This window comes from Sphaerisporangium corydalis (assembly GCF_025506355.1).
GTDB classification, from domain to species: domain Bacteria; phylum Actinomycetota; class Actinomycetes; order Streptosporangiales; family Streptosporangiaceae; genus Sphaerisporangium; species Sphaerisporangium corydalis.
Window position 1 is genome coordinate 45,869 of record NZ_JANZYP010000010.1, and the last position, 17,906, is coordinate 63,774.

Here is a 17,906-nt window from a genome sequence, read left to right on the forward strand (position 1 = left end):
GAGGGAGTTCGGGGTGCGTCGACCTCGGCCCGGCAGCGTGATCGTGCAACTGCTGCCGGACCGAAGGTCTCGTCCGCCTCGGAATCGAGGCCCGCGCGACCGGGCTTTCGCCAGCATGTCGATCACGCGATTGGGACTACTCCCCTTCGGTGTTTCACTCCAACCTTAACGGATCGCTCCAGCCAGCTTTCCGGCAAGACCGGGTAAAGGACGCTCGTGTCGCGACGTGGCGGGCCGGAACCCCGTGCTCGCAGGGCACCGCGCACCAGGTAAAAATCCGCGAGCTGGATGGTGCGGGGGGTCAGGTGAGGAGGGAGAGGCGGTGGGCGGCGGCGGAGGCTTCGCCTCGGGTGGAGACGCCGAGTTTGCCCAGGATGTTGGAGACGTGCACGCTGACCGTCTTCGCGGAGATGAACAGCTCCGACGCGATGTCCCGGTTCGACCGCCCGAGGGCCACCAGCCGGAGCACCTCCAGCTCCCGAGGCGTCAGGTCGGCACTGGCCAGGCCGTTCCCGCCGGACGGCACGGGGGCGGTGGCGAGGCTGACGCCGACGCGCCGGCACAGGGTCTCGATCTCGGTGATCAGCGGGCGGGCGCCGAGCGCGTCGGCGATGGGGTAGGCGTCGCGCAGCCGCGCCGACGCCCCCTCCCGGTCGCCCAGCCTGGCCGCCGTCGCGGCGGCCTGCGTGAGGGACACGGCCCGGGGGTAGGGCCGCCCGAGGACCTCCCAGGCCGAGGCCGCCGCGTCGAAGTCGCCTGAGCACATCAGCCGGTACGCCTCGGCGACCGGGCCGTCGGAGGTCATGGTCGCGACCAGCGCGTCCGCCCTGGCCCGGACGGCCCGCGCGGCATCGGGGGCGGCCGTGGCCGCCGCGTCGCAGACCAGCCGGTTCTGCGCCATGGCCCGCCAGCCGAGCATGGCCTTGCTGGAGTGGGCGTTCCCCGTCGGCGAGAGCAGCTCGTCCGAGGCCTTGAGCGCCTCGAACGGATCGCCCTTGAGCAGGTGGAGCTCGACGACGAGGCGGACGTTGGTCATCCACTCCTGCGCGTACTCCTGGGGCTCGCCGTGCAGGGCGCCGACCTCGCTGAGCAGGCGCTCCAGAAGCTCGACCTCCCCGCGCCCTGCCGCGATCTCGCACCGGACCCGGAGGAGGTGCTCGCGCGTCCTCGGGACGGGGTCCATGGTCAGGGCGTGTTCGACGACCTCGACCACTTCGTCCCACCGGCCGAGCGCTTCGAGGGCCTCGGCGCGGTTGTTGGCGGTGAACATCCCTGAGACGCGGTAGCGGCCGTACTTCTTGGCCAGCGCCTCGCCTTCCAGGGCGAGGTCCACGGCCTGCTGGGAGCGGCCGAGGTTGTTGAGCGCGTCCACGTTGTTGGCCATGGCACGCAGGACGATCTGCGCCGAGCGGAGGTTCTCGCCTATCGCGACGGCCCGCTCGTTGGTCTGCAGCGTCGCCTCCAGGTCGCCCGCGAGGGACTGCCCGAGCGCCAGGTTGGTCAGCAGCTCGGCCTCAAGGCGGTCGTCGCCGATGCCGCGCGCGATCTGGAGCGCCTCCTCGGTGAGGGCGGTGCCCTCGACCGTCTGGTTGGTGAACATCAGGAACGAGCCGAGCCGGTGGAGGACCCGGGTGCGGGTGGCGCTGGGGCCGGGCACCAGCCGCTCGGCGTACCGGAGGTCGTCGAGGCCGCCCCTGCGGCCCTTGTCCACCTTGAGCTGGGCCCGGCGGACGAGAAGGTGGGCGACGCGCTCGGGCTCGGTGTTCTCGTCCAGCTCGGCGAGCGCGCCCTTCACGAACTTCATGCCGCGGTCGGTGTCACCGCTGATGATCGCGGCCTCCGACGCCATCTCCAGCACGGTGACGTGGTCGGCGCCGATGCGCTCGGCGGCGTCGGGGACCCGGTCCCACAGGGACAGCACCCGCTCGAGGAGCTGCATCTGCTCGGTGTAGGCGAAGGCGTTGACCGCCTTGCCCGCGGCCTCCCAGGCGGAGATGAGCGCCCAGTGGTGGTCGCGGGCGGAGAACCAGTGATGGGCGATCTCGATGGCGGCCCGGCCGGGGGGCACGAGCTTGCGGTCGCGGTCGATCTCCTCGGCGAACCGGGCGTGGATGCGGTTGTGCTCGCCGGGCAGCATCTCGTCGTGCACGGCCTCGCGGATGAGGGAGTGCCGGAACACGTACGCCCGCCCGTCGGACACCTGGATGACGTTGCCGGCGATGGCCGGCCGCAGGGCGTTCTCGAGGTCGACGTCGGACAGGTCGGTGACGGCCGCGAGCAGTTCGTGGCCGAGCCGGTTGCCGCCGGCCGCCGCGATGCGGAGCACCCGCTGGGTCTCCTCGGGCAGCCGCTCGACCGATCCGATGATCAGGTCGTGGAGCGACTCGGGGAAGCCGCAGTCGTCGTCGCGCTCGACCAGGGCCTCGACGAACAGGGGGATCCCCTCGCTGCGCTGGTACACGTGCGTGACCCAGGCGAACTCGGGCACGCCACCGCGTATCCCGGCGATCTGGGCGGCGACCTCGCTCTCGCTCAGCCGGGGCAGGTCCAGCCGTACGACGCCCTCGACCCGGCTCAGCTCGGCGAGCACCGGGCGCAGCGGGTGCTGGCGGTGCAGCTCGTCCGAGCGGTACGTCATGATCATGAGGACCGGCGCGGTCCTGAGGTTGCGGCTGAGGAAGGCGATCAGGTCGCGGCTGGACCGGTCGGCCCAGTGGATGTCCTCGATCACCAAGATGACCGAGCGGCGCTCGGCGAGCCGCTCCAGCAGGGTGAGGAACTGCTCGAACAGGCGGGCCCGGCCCGTGTCGGTCTCTCGGTCGCCGCTCGGCTCGCCGAACTCGGGCAGCAGCCGCGCGAGGTCGCGCGCGGCGCCGTCGGGGAGCAGCGCGGCCACCTCGGCGGCGCTCATCTCCTTGACGAGCTGCCGGAGGGCCGCGGTGAACGGCGCGTAGGCGAGGCCTTCCGTGGAGAGTTCCACGCATCCGCCGATGAGGATGTGCGCCCCGATGCAGGCGGCGTCCTCGGCGAAACGGGTGACCAGACGGGTCTTGCCACCACCGGCCTCACCACCGAGGAGCACGGCGGACGCGGCCTGCTTGCGTGCCTGCTCGAAAGCGTCGGAGAGTGTTTTGAGCTCTGCTTCCCGTCCTACGAAAACCGGACTGACCATCCGACCCATCATGTCTGCAAGCATGTCATGACCCATTACATCGATCGCCCTATTTATCAGCGCATAAGCGGTCCGTTTCGCCGCCGTAGGGGTCGGGAAACGGCCCCTGGCCGACCGGCGCTGCGGGCCGGTCGGCTCAGGGTGGCTGGGCGGCCCGGCCGGGAGGGAGGTTCCGGCCGGGCGTCACCGCCCCGGGTCTTTCCCGATGGGATCGACCCATGTCCAGGGGGTCTCGCCGCCCGGACGTGCGGTCAAGGGCACTTTCGGTTCCGGTCGGGAAGGACCGGGACCGTCCGGGGCTCGTCCGTGCGGACGAGGGATACCCCGGACTCCAGGAGTTCGTTCGCTCCGCGCGGTGCCGGCGGGCGGTGCGAACCTGACGGAGCGCGATCACGAGGTGCGGAGCTTGCCGAAGGCGGCGCGCAGACGCGGGTGCGAGCGCTCCCCGGACTCCTTGTTCTTGCCGTTGACGGCGAGGCGTGCGAGCCTGTGGTCGGCCGCCTCCTGCTGCAGTTCGGCCACTCGGCTGGTGATGAGCTGGTAGTGGATCTCGGGGGCCATCTCGGTTCTCCTTGAGGTTGTTTCTGCTGATAACTCAAGAATCCGGCTAAGGCCCCCATGTCCACATCGGGCGGATGTCTTATCTCCTGGGGTACCTCGTCCTAGGACCGCCTACGACCCCCGCCTTGTGCCTTAGACGCGGGCGCGGCGCCTAGGCACACCCTCCGGATCATGCCTAGGCCGCCCGTGGGTCAGGGTGTTTCCGCTGGTCACGGCCCTGCGGCCCGGGACGCGCGGGTAGGGGGGTACTTAGGTCAGCCAGGTGGCCGTCAGCCCGGTGTCGGGCGGCAGCGGGGTGGCCGAGGCGGGGCGCAGGGAGTCCAGCACCAGCGCCAGGTAGCGCTGCCAGCCGTCGGCGGGCCGCTCGGCCAGCCGCAGCGTGCTGACCAGCATGAACACCAGCCGGGGCAGGTCGTCTCTGTGCAGGTCGGCCCGCACCAGCCCGGCCCGCTGGGCGCGTTCGACGACGGTGGACAGGGCGGTGAAGAACCGCGACTTGAGGCCGGCGGTGAGGGTGGCGGGCCCCTTGGCGGCCTGCAGGATGCCGAACTCCTCGCCGGCCATGGTCAGGGCGGCTTCGAGCACGGTCACCAGGGCCCGCCACGGGTCCTCGTCGGCCAGGGCCCTGACGATCGCGGGCTCGACACCTTCGGCGTAGCAGGTCTCCAGCACGGCCTGGAGCAGCTCCTCCTTGCCGGGGAAGCGCCGGTAGAGCGTCGCCACGCCGACCCCGGCCCTGCGGGCCACCTCTTCGAGCGGGACGTCGATGCCCGACTCGGCGAAGGCGTCGCGGGCCGCGCGCACGAGCCGCTCGGCGTTGCGCGCCGCGTCCGCCCGGAGCGGGCGCGGGCCGGTGGTGCCGCCTTCAGGGAGAGGCGGCCGGGCGGAGGCGGCCTCAGGTAGCGGGCGCGGGCCGGTGGTGCTGTCCATCGTGAACGATCCTAACAGATAGTGAACTATCACTTGTGGTAGCCTCGAAGCGCACGGTCACCCAGTGGAACCCGTCCTTGGCACCGACGCCAGGCACGTCCGCCTCACGAAAGGAACCGGGCGATGACCGAAACCCCGCTCGCGCCGACCCATATCAGGCGAGACCGCTTCGACCCCGTCCCCGAGCTGGCCCGGCTGCGGGCCGAGGAGCCGGTCAGCCTCATCCAGTCCGTCTTCGGCCTCGACCGCGAGGCCTGGCTGATCACCCGGTACGAGGACGTACGCGAGGTGCTGGGGGACGCCTCCCGCTTCAGCAACAAGATGCGGTCCCCCTTCGCGCCCGGATCCGAGCCCGAAGGGCAGGCGTCCAGGCGGGCCGTGTCGGGCGTGCTCATCGGGTACGACCCGCCGGACCACACCCGGCTCAGGCGCCTGCTCACGCCCGAGTTCACCATGCGGCGGATGCGGCGGATGGAGCCGCGCGTCGAGGCCATCGTGGCCGAGCACCTCCAGGCGATGGAGGACGCCGGTCCCCCCGCCGACCTGGTGAAGTCCTTCGCGCTGCCCATCCCCTCGCTGGTCATCTGCGAGCTGCTCGGCGTGCCGTACGGCGACCGGGAGGCCTTCCAGCGCCGCAGCAGCGCCCGGCTGAACGTCTTCGCCGACCTGGAGGAGCGGGTGGCGGTGATCGCGGAGTCGCAGGCGTACATGGGCGAGCTGGTGGCGCGGCAGCGGGCGAACCCGGGCGACGACATGATCGGCATGCTGGTGCGCGAGCACGGCGACCAGATCAGCGACGCCGAGCTGATCGGCGTCTCCGACCTGCTGCTGATCGCCGGTCACGAGACCACCTCCAACATGCTCGGGCTGGGCACCCTCCTGCTGTTGCTCAACCCTGACCAGCTCGCGCAGGTGCGCGACGGGGACCAGGTCGACCAGGCCGTGGAGGAGCTGCTGCGTTATCTGTCCATAGTCCACACGGTCGTCCCCCGCACCGCCAAGGTGGACGTCGAACTGTCCGGCCAGAAGATCAAGGCGGGCGAGACGCTGATGCTCTCGATCCCCTCGGCCAACCGCGATCCCGCGTTCGGGGAGGACCTCGACCAATTCGACCCGGCCCGCGAGCTGGCGGCGCATCTCGCCTTCGGGCACGGTATCCACCACTGCCTGGGCGCGCCCCTGGCCCGGATGGAGATGCGCATCGCCTTCCCGGCCTTGCTGAAGCGTTTCCCCTCGCTGCGCCTGGCCGTGCCGGTCGAGGAGATCCCGTTCCGGTCGTTCTCGGTGGTGTACGGGGTGGAGTCCCTGCCGGTGGCCTGGTGAGAGTCCCTTTCCCTCGCCGGTTCTCCGCCCGGCGCGAGGCCGGGCGGGGGGCTGTGGGCGACATTTGCTGAAATGTCGTCTGACCTCTCGGCGGGTGGCCCGGTTTGGAACAATCACGCTGGTCGGCGATGCTGGTGAGGTGTCAACTCTGACTCCCTCGTTCGCCGGGGTCGCGTCATCGAACGCGACCCTGCGGGCATTCCTGCAGGGCCTTCCCGGGGTCGATCGCGTGGGCGCCGACCAGCGCGCCGCGATGCTCGCCACCCGTTCCATCAAGACCACCGCCAAGGCACAGGCCATCGACCTGGCCATCTCCATGGTCGACCTGACCACTCTGGAGGGCGCGGACACCGCGGGCAAGGTGCGCGCGATGTGCGCCAAGGCCGTACAGCCCGATCCCGGCGACCCCTCCGTCCCCAAGGTGGCCGCCGTGTGCGTCTACCCGGACATGGTCGCGGGCGCCGTACAGGCGGTCGGGCGGTCCGGTGTGCGGGTGGCCAGTGTCGCCACTGCCTTCCCCAGCGGCAGGTCCTCCCTCGACGTCAAGGTGACCGACACCGCGTTCGCCGTGGCCGCCGGGGCCGACGAGATCGACATGGTGATCGACCGGGGCGCCTTCCTGTCCGGCGACTACCGCAAGGTCTTCGAGGAGATCGTCGCGATCAAGGCCGCCTGCGCCCGCGAAGGCGGGCCGTCGGGGAACGGGACCGCCAAGTCCGGGAACGGGGCCGCCAAGAAGGGTTCCCCCGCCAAGGGCGACGCCCACCTGAAGGTCATCCTGGAGACCGGCGAGCTCGCGACGTACGACAACGTGCGGCGGGCGTCCTGGCTGGCGATGCTGGCCGGGGCCGATTTCATCAAGACCTCCACCGGCAAGGTCTCCCCGGCGGCCACCCTCCCGGTCACGCTGGTGATGCTGGAGGCCGTGCGCGACTTCCGCGCCCAGACCGGGCGCATGGTCGGGGTCAAGCCCGCCGGCGGCATCCGCACCACCAAGGACGCCGTCAAGTACCTCGTGCTGGTCAACGAGACCGCGGGCCCCGACTGGCTGGACCCCGAATGGTTCAGGCTCGGCGCCTCCAGCGTGCTCAACGACCTGCTGATGCAGCGCCAGAAGATGGCGACCGGGCGCTACGCCGGTCCTGACTACTTCACCCTCGACTGAGGCGGGCCCCATGTTCGAATACGCACCGGCGCCCGAGTCGCGGGACATCGTCGACATCCGCCCCTCCTACGGCCTGTTCATCAACGGCGAGTGGGTCGACTCCCTGGGGGACGAGCGCGACAAGACCGTCAACCCGGCGAGCGAGGAGGTGCTCGCGGAGTTCACCCTCGCGAGCGAGGCCGACGTCGACCGGGCCGTCTCGGCCGCGCGCAAGGCCTACGAGTCGGTCTGGGGCCAGCTCCCGGGCCGCGAGCGCGCCAAATACCTGTTCCGGATCGCCCGCATCATCCAGGAGCGCTCGCGCGAGCTGGCGGTGCTGGAGTCCCTGGACAACGGCAAGCCGATCCGCGAGTCGCGCGACGTGGACCTTCCCCTGGTCGCGGCGCACTTCTTCTACTACGCCGGCTGGGCCGACAAGCTGGAGCACGCCGGGCTCGGCGCCGACCCCCGGGCGCTCGGGGTGGCCGCGCAGGTCATCCCGTGGAACTTCCCGCTGCTCATGCTCGCCTGGAAGATCGCCCCGGCGCTGGCCTGCGGCAACACCGTGGTGCTCAAGCCCGCGGAGACCACGCCGCTGACCGCGCTCGCGTTCGCCGAGATCTGCCGCCAGGCCGACCTGCCCCCGGGCGTGGTCAACATCGTGACGGGCGCCGGGGCCACCGGTCAGGCGCTGGTCGGCCACCCCGACGTCGACAAGGTCGCCTTCACCGGCTCCACCGAGGTCGGCCGCATGATCGCCCGCTCGGTGGCCGGGACTCGCAAGAAGGTGACGCTAGAGCTCGGCGGCAAGGCCGCCAACATCGTGTTCGACGACGCCGCGCTCGACCAGGCCGTCGAGGGCATCGTCAACGGCATCTTCTTCAACCAGGGCCACGTCTGCTGCGCGGGCTCACGGCTGCTGGTCCAGGAGTCGATCGAGACCGAGCTGCTCGACGCGCTCAAGCGCCGCCTCTCGACGCTGCGGCTGGGCGACCCGCTCGACAAGAACACCGACATCGGCGCGATCAACTCGGCGGCCCAGCTCGCGAAGATCAGGTCGCTGACCGAGGCGGGGGAGCAGGAGGGCGCCGAGCGCTGGTCCCCGTCCTGCCCGATCCCGGACAAGGGCTACTGGTTCCCGCCGACCCTGTTCACCGGCGTCGCCCAGTCCCACAGGATCGCCCGGGAGGAGATCTTCGGCCCCGTGCTGTCGGTCCTCACCTTCCGCACCCCGGCCGAGGCCGTCGAGAAGGCCAACAACAGCCCGTACGGCCTGTCCGCGGGGGTGTGGACCGAGAAGGGGTCCCGCATCCTGTGGATGGCCGACAAGCTCCGCGCCGGCGTCGTCTGGGCCAACACCTTCAACCGCTTCGACCCCACCTCGCCGTTCGGCGGCTACAAGGAGTCCGGATACGGCCGCGAGGGCGGCAGGCATGGACTGGAGGCGTATCTCGATGTCTGAGCCCTGTGAGCACCGCCGGGCACCCCGCAGATCCCGCCGGGGGCAGGCCACGCGCGGGCACTCCTTCGCGCGGGCCGGCCGCACGACCACGACCGGCCGCCAGGGCTGGTTCGCCCACCGCTGCGGGGTGAGCCGCTGCCGCCAGGTGTTCGCGCCGGTACGGCTCTCGCCGGAAGAGATGACCTGGAGAGGCGATGACTGAGCCCAGCAGGCTCGCCGTACGCAAGACGTACAAGCTGTACATCGGCGGGGCGTTCCCGCGTTCGGAGAGCGGAAGGTCCTACGTGGTGACCTCCTCCAAGGGCGACTTCCTCGCCAACGCCTCCCGGGCCTCGCGCAAGGACGCCCGCGACGCGGTGCAGGCGGCCCGCAAGGCCTTCCCCGGCTGGTCGGGCGCCACAGCGTACAACCGGGGGCAGATCCTCTACCGCGTCGCCGAGATGCTGGAGGGGCGCCGCGCCCAGTTCGTCGCCGAGCTGGTCGACGCCGACGGGGTGTCGGCGCGCAAGGCGGGCGAGCTGGCCGACGCGACCGTGGACCGGCTGGTCTGGTACGCGGGCTGGTCGGACAAGATCGGGGCGGTGCGCGGTGCGGCGAACCCGGTCGCCGGGCCCTACTTCAACCTGTCCACCACCGAGCCGACCGGCGTGGTCGCCGTGGTGGCACCGCAGGGCGCGCCGCTGCTCGGCCTGATCTCGGTGATCGCCCCGGTGATCGTCACGGGGAACACCTGCGTGGTGGTCGCCTCCGAGCGCGCGCCGCTTCCGGCGATCACTTTGGCCGAGGTGCTGGCGACCTCCGACCTGCCGGGCGGCGTGGTCAACCTGCTGACCGGCGCGGCGCCCGAGCTGGCGCCGTGGCTGGCGTCCCACATGGACGTCAACGCGATCGACCTGACCGGCTGCGCCGCCGAACTCGCGGTGACCTGCGAACAACAGGCCGCCGAGAACCTCAAACGCGTCCTGCGCCCCCCGAACGCCACCCCCGACTGGCTGGCCACCCCCGGCCTCGACCGCATGACCGCCTTCCTGGAGACCAAGACCGTCTGGCACCCCACCGGCATCTGAGCCCCGGCCCGCCGGCTCACCGCCGGCCCGGCGTCCGAACCCGGCCGGGCGGTTCACCGTGGCCGGGGGTTCTTGGTACGGCGGGTGGGGACGGCGGTGAGGGGGTCTTCCGGCCAGGGGTGGCGGGGGTAGCGGCCGCGGAGTTCGGCGCGTACGGCGCGGTAGCCGTCGCGCCAGAAGGACGCCAGGTCGGCGGTGACGGCGGCCGGGCGGCCCGCGGGGGACAGCAGGTGGACCACCAGCGGCACCCCGGCGACGCTGGGCGCGGCGTCCCAGCCGAACAGCTCCTGGAGCTTGGCGGCCAGCACGGGCTGGTCGCCGGAGTAGTCCAGCCGGATCCGCGACCCCGTCGGTACGGTGATCCGTTCGGGGGCCACCTCGTCCAGGCGGAGCTGCCAGGTCAGCAGCCGGCGGAGCGCCGCCGTCACGTCGACCCGTTCCAGGTCGGCGCGGCGGCGCAGGCGGGGCAGGGGCAGCCAGGAGGCGGCCGCGGCGAGCAGGCCGGCGTCGGACACGTCCGGCCAGGGGGCGCCCAGCACGCGGTGGCAGAACGCCATGCGGTCGCGCAGGGCCACCGCGTCCGGGGTCCAGCGCAGCAGTGACAGCCCTTCCTGGCGCAGCCCGGACAGGATGGCCTCGCCGACGTCGGCGTCACGCAGCGGGACCGAGGACAGCTCGACCGCGCCCAGGCGCTCCACCCGCCGGGCCACGACGTCGCCGTCCCAGCGGACCTCCTCGGTCACCTGGTGGAACGGCCGCGCGGCCTCCCTGGCCACGTCCTCGTCGATGACGACGGCCTGCCTGATCCTGGCGGAGGCGGCGCCGGCCGGGCGGTCGGCCACGGCGATGGCCAGCCATTCGGCCGAGGCGAGGTGGGAGTCCCGGGGCAGGGTCGCGGCCGTGCCAGAGACCATGAGGTACCCGCCGGAGCGGCGGCGGGCCACCCGCTCGGGATAGGCCAGCGCCACCACCATCCCCGCCACCACATCATCACTCCCACCATGCCCACTCACCCGGCTCCCGGCCCGGTTTCCGCCGCTTCGGGCGTGGGTGTCGGTGCCGTTCGTGGGCTCGGCGCCGCTTCTGAGGGACTGGGTCAGGCGGCGGGTCTCCTTGCGCCAGTCCTTCCAGTCGTTCCTCCGGGCCTCGCGCCACACCGCCACCAGGTCGTCGGGCGCGGAGTGGGGGAGGTCGCCGGACAGCAGCGCCACCACCTCGGCCGCCGCCGGGGGGCCGTCGATCAGGGCGCGGGCGAGCCGGGGGTGGACGCCGACGCCGGCCATCCGGCGCCCGCGCGCGGTGACGCGGCCGTCCTCCAGGGCGCCGAGCGCGTGCAGCGTACGGCCGGCGACGGCCATGGACGCGGCGGGCGGCGGGTCGAGCAGCGACAAGGTCGAGGCGTCGGGGGTGCCCCAGAGGGCGGCCTGGAGGGCGAACCCCGTCAGGTCGGCCAGCGCGATCTCCGGTTGAGCGTGGTCGGGCAGCCGGTCGTGCTCGGCCGACGTCCAGCACCGGTAGACGGTGCCCGGCGCCTCGCGACCGGCCCGCCCGGCCCGCTGGGTGGCGGACGCCTTCGACACCCGCACCGTCGTGAGCGACCCGAGCCCCCTGCCCTGGTCGGTGCGCGGCTCGCGCGCCAGCCCGGCGTCCACCACCACCCGGACCCCGGGGACGGTCAGGCTGGACTCCGCCACGGACGTCGCGATGATGACCCGCCGCCGCCGGCCCCGCGCCAGCACCTCGTCCAGGGTGCCGGCCTTGCCGTGGACCTGCAGGACGTCGGTGCCGGGAAGGTCGCCCAGCGCGCCGGCCACCCTCGCGATCTCCCCGACCCCCGGCAGGAAGCAGAGCACGTCGCCGGTCCGTTCGGCCAGGGCCCGGCGGACGACCCCGGCGACGTGCGCGAGCAGGGCGGGGTCGACGCGCATCCCGTGCGGGGGCGTCACGGGCCTTTCGGGGGGTGCCCAGACGACCTCGACCGGGTGGGACGTGCCCGCCGCGCGCACGACGGGCGCGTCGCCGAGGAGCCGAGCCCAGGGGGCGGCGTCGGCGGTGGCCGAGGTGGCGACGAGCAGCAGTTCGGGGCGGATGGTGGCCCGGACGTCCAGCAGGAACGCGAGCGCGGTGTCGGCGTCCAGGTGGCGCTCGTGGCACTCGTCGAGCAGGACGGCGTCGATCCCGTCGAGGCCGGGGTCGCGCTGGAGGCGCTGGAGCAGCACCCCGGTCGTCATGACCTGCACGTGCCTGCCGGGACGGTGCTCGCCGCGTACGGTGAAGCCGACCTCCTGGCCGACCTCGGACCCGAGGAGCCACGCCATGCGGCGGGCGGCGGCGCGGGTCGCGATGCGCCGGGGCTCGGCCACGATCACCCGCCGCCGTGGGCCGTCCCCGTCGAGGCCGGCCAGCACGAGCGGGACCAGGGTGGTCTTCCCGGTGCCTGGGGGCGCGGTGAGGACGGCGGCGCCGCCGTCGCGCAGGGCCGCGAGCAGCTCCGGCAGGGCGTGCCTGACGGGCAGGCCGTCCGTCCGAGCGTCGTCCACAGCAGTGCCCTCCCGGCGGTCTCCCCGCACACGAGGCTATGCCGTCGGCCCGTCGGCGGAGACCACGGCCGATCCGGTCGTAGGGCGCCAAACGGGAGGAACTACCATATGACATCTAATGACTAACTATGGTGAACTTTGGCTGACCGCAGGTCGGCCGGTCCGGGACCGGGACCTTGCGGGAAACCGGAAACATCCGGACCGGCAACTGTCGCGATCCGGCACTCGCCCGGCGCTCCCGTGAACGTCATGATCCTCACGAGGAGGCGTTGATGGCGTGTCATACCTTGGTGGCCCCCGCCTACGAGCCGGAGGTGACCGCCCCGCTCAGCGACCCCCCGCCGGCCGGGCCCGCGCGGCGTACCGGCGCCGGACGGCGGGCGCTCACCCGGGCGCTGGTCGCCGCGGCCGTGGTCGCGGTGGTCGTGCTCTTCCGCGACCGGCTGCCCAGCCCGGGCGAGGTCTGGCGCCTGATCACCGCCGCGCACCCCGGCTGGCTCATCGTCGCGGTGCTGGCCGAGTCGGCGTCCATGCGGGCCTTCGCCCGGCTGATCCGCCACCTGCTGGTCGCGGGTGGCGCCCGGCTGACGCTTCCCCGCGCCCTAGCGGTCACCTACGCGCGCAACGCGGTGTCCAACTCGCTGCCCGGCGGCCAGGTGCTCAGCGTGGCCTACACGACGCGGCAACTGCGGCGCCTGGGCGCCTCGACCCCGCTGATCGCCGCGACGCTGCTGCTGACCGGCGTCTTCTCCACGCTGACCTTCATCGCGCTCGGCGCCGTCGCGCTGGTCGCCGAGCCCGCGACCCGGGTCACGGCGCTGTGGGGCTTCCTGGCCGCCGGGCTCGTCGCCGCGGCCCTGGTGCGCTTCCGCCCGAGGTGGCCGGGACGGTGGCTCGCCGGGCGCGGCGCCAGGACGGCGGCGGTGCTCGCACAGATCAAGGGCGCGCGGGCGGCGATCTCGCTGACCCCGCGCGACCGTCTCACGCTGCCCGCGCTCGCCCTGCTGAACTGGCTGCTCGACCTGGCGTGCCTGGCGGCGGTCTGCGCCGCCGCGGGCGTCTCGGTCGGCCCCCACACGGTGCTGCTCGGCTACGTCGCGGCCAAGGCCGCGGGCGTGCTGGCGCTGGTGCCAGGCGGGCTCGGCGTCGCGGAGGTCGGCATGGCCGCGACCTTCGTCAGCGCGGGGATGACGGGGGTGGCCGCGGCCGCCGTGGTGGCGGTCTACCGCCTGATCTCCTACTGGGCGGTGCTGATCGTGGGGTGGACCGCCTGGCTGGCGCTCGGCCTCATCGTGCCTGGAGGGCGTCCAGAGCGACGGCCATCGCGATGACCAGCCGCCGGTCGAGGCGGGGGTCCTGGATGTCCACGAGGTAGCGGTCGCGAAGCCCCCACTTGCGGTCCACGGAGAACGCGATCTGGGCGCCCGCCTTGAAGTCGAAGTGGTACGGCAGCCACGACAGCGAGTCGACGAACCGCCGCAGCAGGCTGACGAAGACGTTGCGCTCCTGGCCGGTGAACGTCGTCATTCCCGGCTGCTGGAAATGCCAGGTCGAGCGGATGAGCGACGCGGCGAACTCCTTCTTGAAGAACCCGATCGGCTGCCCGGCGTGGTCCAAGATGTCGTATCCGCTGCCGAGGTCGATCACCTTGCGCGCCTTGAACCCGGCGAGCACGAACTGCCGCGTGTCGTCGGTGTACAGGGTGACCTGCTCCTTGAACGCCATCCGCTTCTGCTCGGCGAAGGCGACCATCGGACCTTCCGACCCGTCGGGCTGTTCCAGATGGACCACATAACGGTTCACCATCATGGTGATCTTCTGGCGAACGAGCAGGCGGCGCTGCGCCTGCAGGGTTGGGAGGTCCACTTTGCTCTCCATCGTCAGGGGATTGCCACCCTAAGGGTTTTACCGCGCGTGCATCGCGTGCCTCGCACGGTGAACCGTACGACGAATGACTTTCCCGGAACGGGGCAGGGGACTCGATCGTTGGGAGCAATGAGAAGCCAACCGGGGGAGGAGACTCTATGTACAGGTCGAGAGAGCACAAGATGATCGCGGGTGTCTGCGGCGGCATCGCGGAGAGCTGGGGCTGGACGCCCACGATGGTGCGTCTCTTGTTCCTGCTGTCCTGCATCCTGCCCGGGCCGCAGTTCATCATCTACCTCATCATGTGGGCCTTCATTCCCAAGGCCCCGGCCGTTTCCGGCCGGTACTGAGCCCGCCGCCCATCGGGCGCCATAAACGTCCACTCGTAGGACGTATGCTCGACATGTGAGCGAGCGAATCGTACGGGCGCGGCCCCTGGCCCTGCTCCAGGACGACCTGGTCGACTACGAGAAGGCCATGGAACGCATGACCGAGCTGGTCGGCGCGCGGCAGCGCGACGACCGGCCGGACACCCTGTGGCTGCTGAGCCACCCTCAGGTCTTCACGGTCGGCAAACGGACCGCCGCCGAGCACCTCCCCGACCCCGCACACGGCATCCCCGTGATCCCGACGGGCCGGGGCGGCCAGCTCACCTACCACGGCCCCGGGCAGCTCGTCGGCTACCTGATCGTCAAGCTCCGGGCGGACGAGGGCGTCGTCGACTACGTGCGCGAGGTGGAGCTCCGGCTGGTCGAGGCGCTCGCGCGGCTGGGCGTCGCGGCGGAGCGCCGCGAGACCCCGCCCGGCTCGGAGCTGCTGACCGGTGTGTGGACGCGCGACACCGGGCGGAAGATCGTCTCGATCGGCATGCGGTCCAGCAGGGCGGTCACCAGCCACGGCTTCGCGCTCAACGCTGACGGCGACCTCGACCCGTGGCACTACGCCGTGCCGTGCGGCATGCCCGAGGTGGACATGACGTCGCTGGCCCGCGAGCTGGCCGGGCCGCCGGACGCGGAGCACGTCCGCGCGGTCGTCGCCCAGGCGTTCGAGGCCGCCCCCGAATCCTGAGGCGCCGCGCCTCCCCGAGCACGCGCGCGGCCCGAGGCCCGCGCGGAGCACGCACATCCCGAGCCGGGCACGCGTACGGCCCGCGCCGAAGCCGGGCGCGGGCCGTACGCGTGAGGGTCAGACCAGCGGCTCGGGGGAGGACGTGTCCATCGGGACGTCGTCGACGTTGCGGCGGGGCCCGGTGAACCAGTTCTTCGCCGACAGCGCCCACCACAGGCCGATGCCGATGAGCACCGCACCGACCGCGAGCGGCGCGTAGTTGACCGACGCCCAGGCGAAGTCCTTGTTGCCGGGGACGCCGGCCGGGACGATCGGCATGATGAAGTACAGCGAGATGACGGCGATCTCGATCACCGCGATCCAGCAGAACACCTTGTACTTGGCGCCCAGCGTCCACGGACCGGGCTTGAAGGCGGCGCCCATGCGCAGCCGCAGCCAGATCGGGATGAGGAACGCCAGGTAGAGCCCGATGACCGCGATCGACACGACGGCGAGGAACGCGACGGGCGTCGTAGTGCCGGCCGGCGCGTACAGCGCGGGGATCGTGATCAGCAGGGCGACGACGCAGCCGGCGATGATGGCGTTGACCGGCGTCCGGTTCTTGTCGACGCGCGACCACAGCCGCCACCCGGGGACGGCGCCGTCACGCGAGAACGCGTAGGTCATGCGGGACATCGAGGTGACGCAGCTCATCCCGCAGAAGAACTGGCCGATCGTCGAGATGCCGAAGATCACGGTGGCCAGGCCGGGCGTCAGCGAGGACGTGAAGATCGCGCCGACGAAGCCGAACTCCTTGTTGACCGCGTCCACGTCGGTGGCGGCGAACAGGAAGGCCAGCAGCAGGATCCAGCCGCCGATCGCCGAGTAGAAGATCGACTTCCACAGGCCCTTGGCCGCGCTCATGGCCGCGCCCTGGGTCTCCTCCGACACGTGGGCGCACGCGTCGAAGCCGGTGATCGTGTACTGGGTCAGCAGGAACCCGAGCGGCAGCACGTACAGCCAGAAGGACGGGCCCGAGGCGCCGTTCCCGAACCCGGAGTTGTTGAACTGCTCGAACAGGAAGCCGACGTTCTGGTGCTTGGACGGGCCGAAGATCAGGATGAGCACGACCGCGGCCGCGCCGAACACGTGCCACCACACCGAGATGTTCTGCAGGATCGAGATCAGCCGGTGGCTGAAGATGTTGATCAGCGCGTGGAGCACCAGCACGATCGCGAACAGGATGAACGTCTGCTGCAGCAGGGGGCCCTCGGCCCAGCTGTCGCTGAACCGGCCGATCGTGATGTTCAGGAACGTCGCGCAGCCGTAGTCCACCGAGGCGGTGACCGCGATCAGCCCGATCAGGTTGAGCCAGCCGGTGAACCAGCCGTGGATCGGCTTGCCCAGCTTGGCGGCCCACCAGTAGATGCCGCCGGCCGTCGGGTAGGCCGACACCAGCTCGGACATGCAGAAGCCGATGATGAGAATGAACGCCGAGATCAGCGGCCAGCCGATGGAGATGGCGATCGGCCCGCCGTTGTTCCACGCCTGGCCGAACGTCGTGAAGCAGCCGGCGAGGATCGAGATGATGGAGAACGAGATCGCGAAGTTGGAGAAGCCACTCCAGCTACGCGAGAGCTCCTGCTTGTACCCGAGTTCGGCCAGACGTTCTGCGTCGTCGTCGGTGTAGGACTGCTGGGCCATGGAGGCCTCCTTGCGTGGCGCGGTTACGCGGTGATGCGGGTTTCGCCCATCAGGCCGGGGCAGCCGATGGCGGGGGGTCGGCCGGGGTTTCCGGCTGTGGAGGGGGTGGTGGTGACGCGGGGGGCCGTCGCCGGCCCCGGACGTCGTCGATGAGCGGGCCGAGACCGGGATCGGTGAGGTCCCGTACGGCTTGCGCGAACTTGTCGGCGGCTTCGGCGTGGTAGTCGAAGTCGGCTGCCGCGGCCTGCTCGGCGAGCAGGCCGTGATGGACGCTGAACCACAACGTCCAGGTGAAGTTGGACATAGTCAGATAAAGCTGGACCCTTGACGCGGGATCATCGCCCCCGAAGTAGGCGCGCGTCAACCGCCCGACCATTTCCCGGTCGTAATCCGCCTCGGCGGCGATGTCCCCCAGCTCGAAGGCCGGATCGTTGTTCCCGGAGAGCTGGTAGTCGACGATGCGGACCGCCGACCCGTCGAAGATGAAGTTCTCCGGCAGCAGGTCGTTGTGGCATGGGACGGACGCCGGCCGGCGCACGTCCAGCGCGGCCTCGATGTCGGCCACGACCGGCAGCCAGTCCTCGAAGCCCTCGGGGACCTCCAGCCCGTGGGCGTGGCAGAGCGCGAGCAGTTCGTCGAGCTTGCGGAAGATCGAGAACTCGGTCGCGAACCTCGGCCCGGCGTGCAGGCGGCGGCAGGCCTCGGCGATGCCTTCCGTCATCGCGGGATCACGGACGGCCGCCGCGTCGAGGGTGGGGCCGTCGATGTACTCCAGCAGCACCGCGTCGGGGAGCTCCAGGAGCACCCCGGCGCCGACTCCGGCTTTGGCGGCCCTGACGGTGTTGACGATCTCCAGGTCGAGGGGGATGCCGAGCCCGGCCTCGGACACGCGCGGGTCGAGGATCCGCAGCAGCCAGCGGTCGCCGGCCTCGGTGTCCACCCGGACGATCCGGTGGCTCAGCCCGCCCTTGATCTGGGTGGGGACGACCGGCCGGCCGGCCCAGGCCGTGACACGTTCGAGCGCCGGGCCGAGGAGATCTGGCACGCGGGCCTCCTTTGGTCTACCTTCAGACCATTGATCTGATTCTGC

The 17,906-nt window shown here is 71.6% G+C and carries 15 protein-coding genes; 8 read left to right on the plus strand and 7 right to left on the minus strand.

Translation table 11 applies throughout. From position 1 onward, the window contains the following. Positions 1-301 precede the first annotated feature (301 nt). The 3 genes from NYZ98_RS09995 to NYZ98_RS10005 form a co-directional block, all read right to left on the minus strand. Entirely contained in the window at positions 302-3,172 is a 2,871-nt protein-coding gene (locus NYZ98_RS09995) for a helix-turn-helix transcriptional regulator (RefSeq protein WP_262842301.1), read from the minus strand. 390 nt (positions 3,173-3,562) lie between these two features. Then, complete coding sequence (locus tag NYZ98_RS10000; RefSeq protein ID WP_262842302.1) at positions 3,563-3,733, minus strand: hypothetical protein; 171 nt, start codon at positions 3,731-3,733, stop codon at positions 3,563-3,565. A 249-nt stretch (positions 3,734-3,982) separates the two neighbouring features. Further along, on the minus strand, positions 3,983-4,663 hold the full coding sequence (locus NYZ98_RS10005; RefSeq protein ID WP_262842303.1) for a TetR/AcrR family transcriptional regulator: 681 nt from the start codon (positions 4,661-4,663) through the stop codon (positions 3,983-3,985). A 123-nt stretch (positions 4,664-4,786) separates the two neighbouring features. On the opposite strand from NYZ98_RS10005, the gene NYZ98_RS10010 reads away from it, so the two are divergent. The 5 genes from NYZ98_RS10010 to NYZ98_RS10030 all read left to right on the plus strand — a co-directional run bounded on the left by NYZ98_RS10010 (position 4,787) and on the right by NYZ98_RS10030 (position 9,659). After that, on the plus strand, positions 4,787-5,986 hold the full coding sequence (locus tag NYZ98_RS10010; protein ID WP_262842304.1) for a cytochrome P450: 1,200 nt from the start codon (positions 4,787-4,789) through the stop codon (positions 5,984-5,986). A gap of 148 nt (positions 5,987-6,134) precedes the next feature. Next, positions 6,135-7,151, plus strand: coding sequence for a 2-deoxyribose-5-phosphate aldolase (gene deoC, locus NYZ98_RS10015; RefSeq protein WP_262842392.1), 1,017 nt, complete (start codon positions 6,135-6,137; stop codon positions 7,149-7,151). A gap of 10 nt (positions 7,152-7,161) precedes the next feature. Further along, on the plus strand, positions 7,162-8,592 hold the full coding sequence (locus NYZ98_RS10020) for an aldehyde dehydrogenase family protein (protein WP_262842305.1): 1,431 nt from the start codon (positions 7,162-7,164) through the stop codon (positions 8,590-8,592). Next, positions 8,585-8,794, plus strand: a complete 210-nt coding sequence (locus tag NYZ98_RS10025) for a hypothetical protein (RefSeq protein WP_262842306.1) — start codon at positions 8,585-8,587, stop codon at positions 8,792-8,794. The genes NYZ98_RS10020 and NYZ98_RS10025 overlap by 8 nt, the downstream gene beginning before the upstream one ends. Continuing rightward, the gene (locus NYZ98_RS10030) at positions 8,787-9,659 is read left to right on the plus strand and encodes an aldehyde dehydrogenase family protein (RefSeq protein WP_262842307.1); all 873 of its coding nucleotides are present in this window, start codon (positions 8,787-8,789) and stop codon (positions 9,657-9,659) included. The genes NYZ98_RS10025 and NYZ98_RS10030 overlap by 8 nt, the downstream gene beginning before the upstream one ends. A gap of 53 nt (positions 9,660-9,712) precedes the next feature. On the opposite strand, the gene hrpB is transcribed toward NYZ98_RS10030, so the two are convergent. Next, the gene (hrpB, locus tag NYZ98_RS10035; protein ID WP_262842308.1) at positions 9,713-12,199 is read right to left on the minus strand and encodes an ATP-dependent helicase HrpB; all 2,487 of its coding nucleotides are present in this window, start codon (positions 12,197-12,199) and stop codon (positions 9,713-9,715) included. Positions 12,200-12,471: 272 nt separating this feature from the next. Here hrpB and NYZ98_RS10040 point away from each other — a divergent pair, with 272 nt between their 5' ends. Next, the gene (locus NYZ98_RS10040; RefSeq protein ID WP_262842309.1) at positions 12,472-13,530 is read left to right on the plus strand and encodes a lysylphosphatidylglycerol synthase transmembrane domain-containing protein; all 1,059 of its coding nucleotides are present in this window, start codon (positions 12,472-12,474) and stop codon (positions 13,528-13,530) included. Here NYZ98_RS10040 and NYZ98_RS10045 read toward each other — a convergent pair. After that, positions 13,487-14,065 (minus strand): LURP-one-related/scramblase family protein, encoded by a 579-nt coding sequence (locus NYZ98_RS10045; protein WP_262842310.1) that lies wholly within the window; start codon positions 14,063-14,065, stop codon positions 13,487-13,489. The genes NYZ98_RS10040 and NYZ98_RS10045 overlap by 44 nt on opposite strands. A gap of 158 nt (positions 14,066-14,223) precedes the next feature. Here NYZ98_RS10045 and NYZ98_RS10050 point away from each other — a divergent pair, with 158 nt between their 5' ends. Together NYZ98_RS10050 and lipB are read left to right on the plus strand one after the other, a co-directional pair. Continuing rightward, the gene (locus tag NYZ98_RS10050) at positions 14,224-14,415 is read left to right on the plus strand and encodes a PspC domain-containing protein (protein ID WP_262842311.1); all 192 of its coding nucleotides are present in this window, start codon (positions 14,224-14,226) and stop codon (positions 14,413-14,415) included. 55 nt (positions 14,416-14,470) lie between these two features. Next, positions 14,471-15,133, plus strand: coding sequence for a lipoyl(octanoyl) transferase LipB (gene lipB, locus NYZ98_RS10055; RefSeq protein ID WP_262842312.1), 663 nt, complete (start codon positions 14,471-14,473; stop codon positions 15,131-15,133). A gap of 117 nt (positions 15,134-15,250) precedes the next feature. Here lipB and NYZ98_RS10060 read toward each other — a convergent pair whose 3' ends face one another. Both NYZ98_RS10060 and NYZ98_RS10065 read right to left on the minus strand, forming a co-directional pair. After that, positions 15,251-16,816, minus strand: a complete 1,566-nt coding sequence (locus NYZ98_RS10060; protein ID WP_262842313.1) for an amino acid permease — start codon at positions 16,814-16,816, stop codon at positions 15,251-15,253. 49 nt (positions 16,817-16,865) lie between these two features. Continuing rightward, complete coding sequence (locus NYZ98_RS10065; RefSeq protein ID WP_262842314.1) at positions 16,866-17,861, minus strand: phosphotransferase; 996 nt, start codon at positions 17,859-17,861, stop codon at positions 16,866-16,868. Between the last annotated feature and the right edge of the window lie 45 nt (positions 17,862-17,906).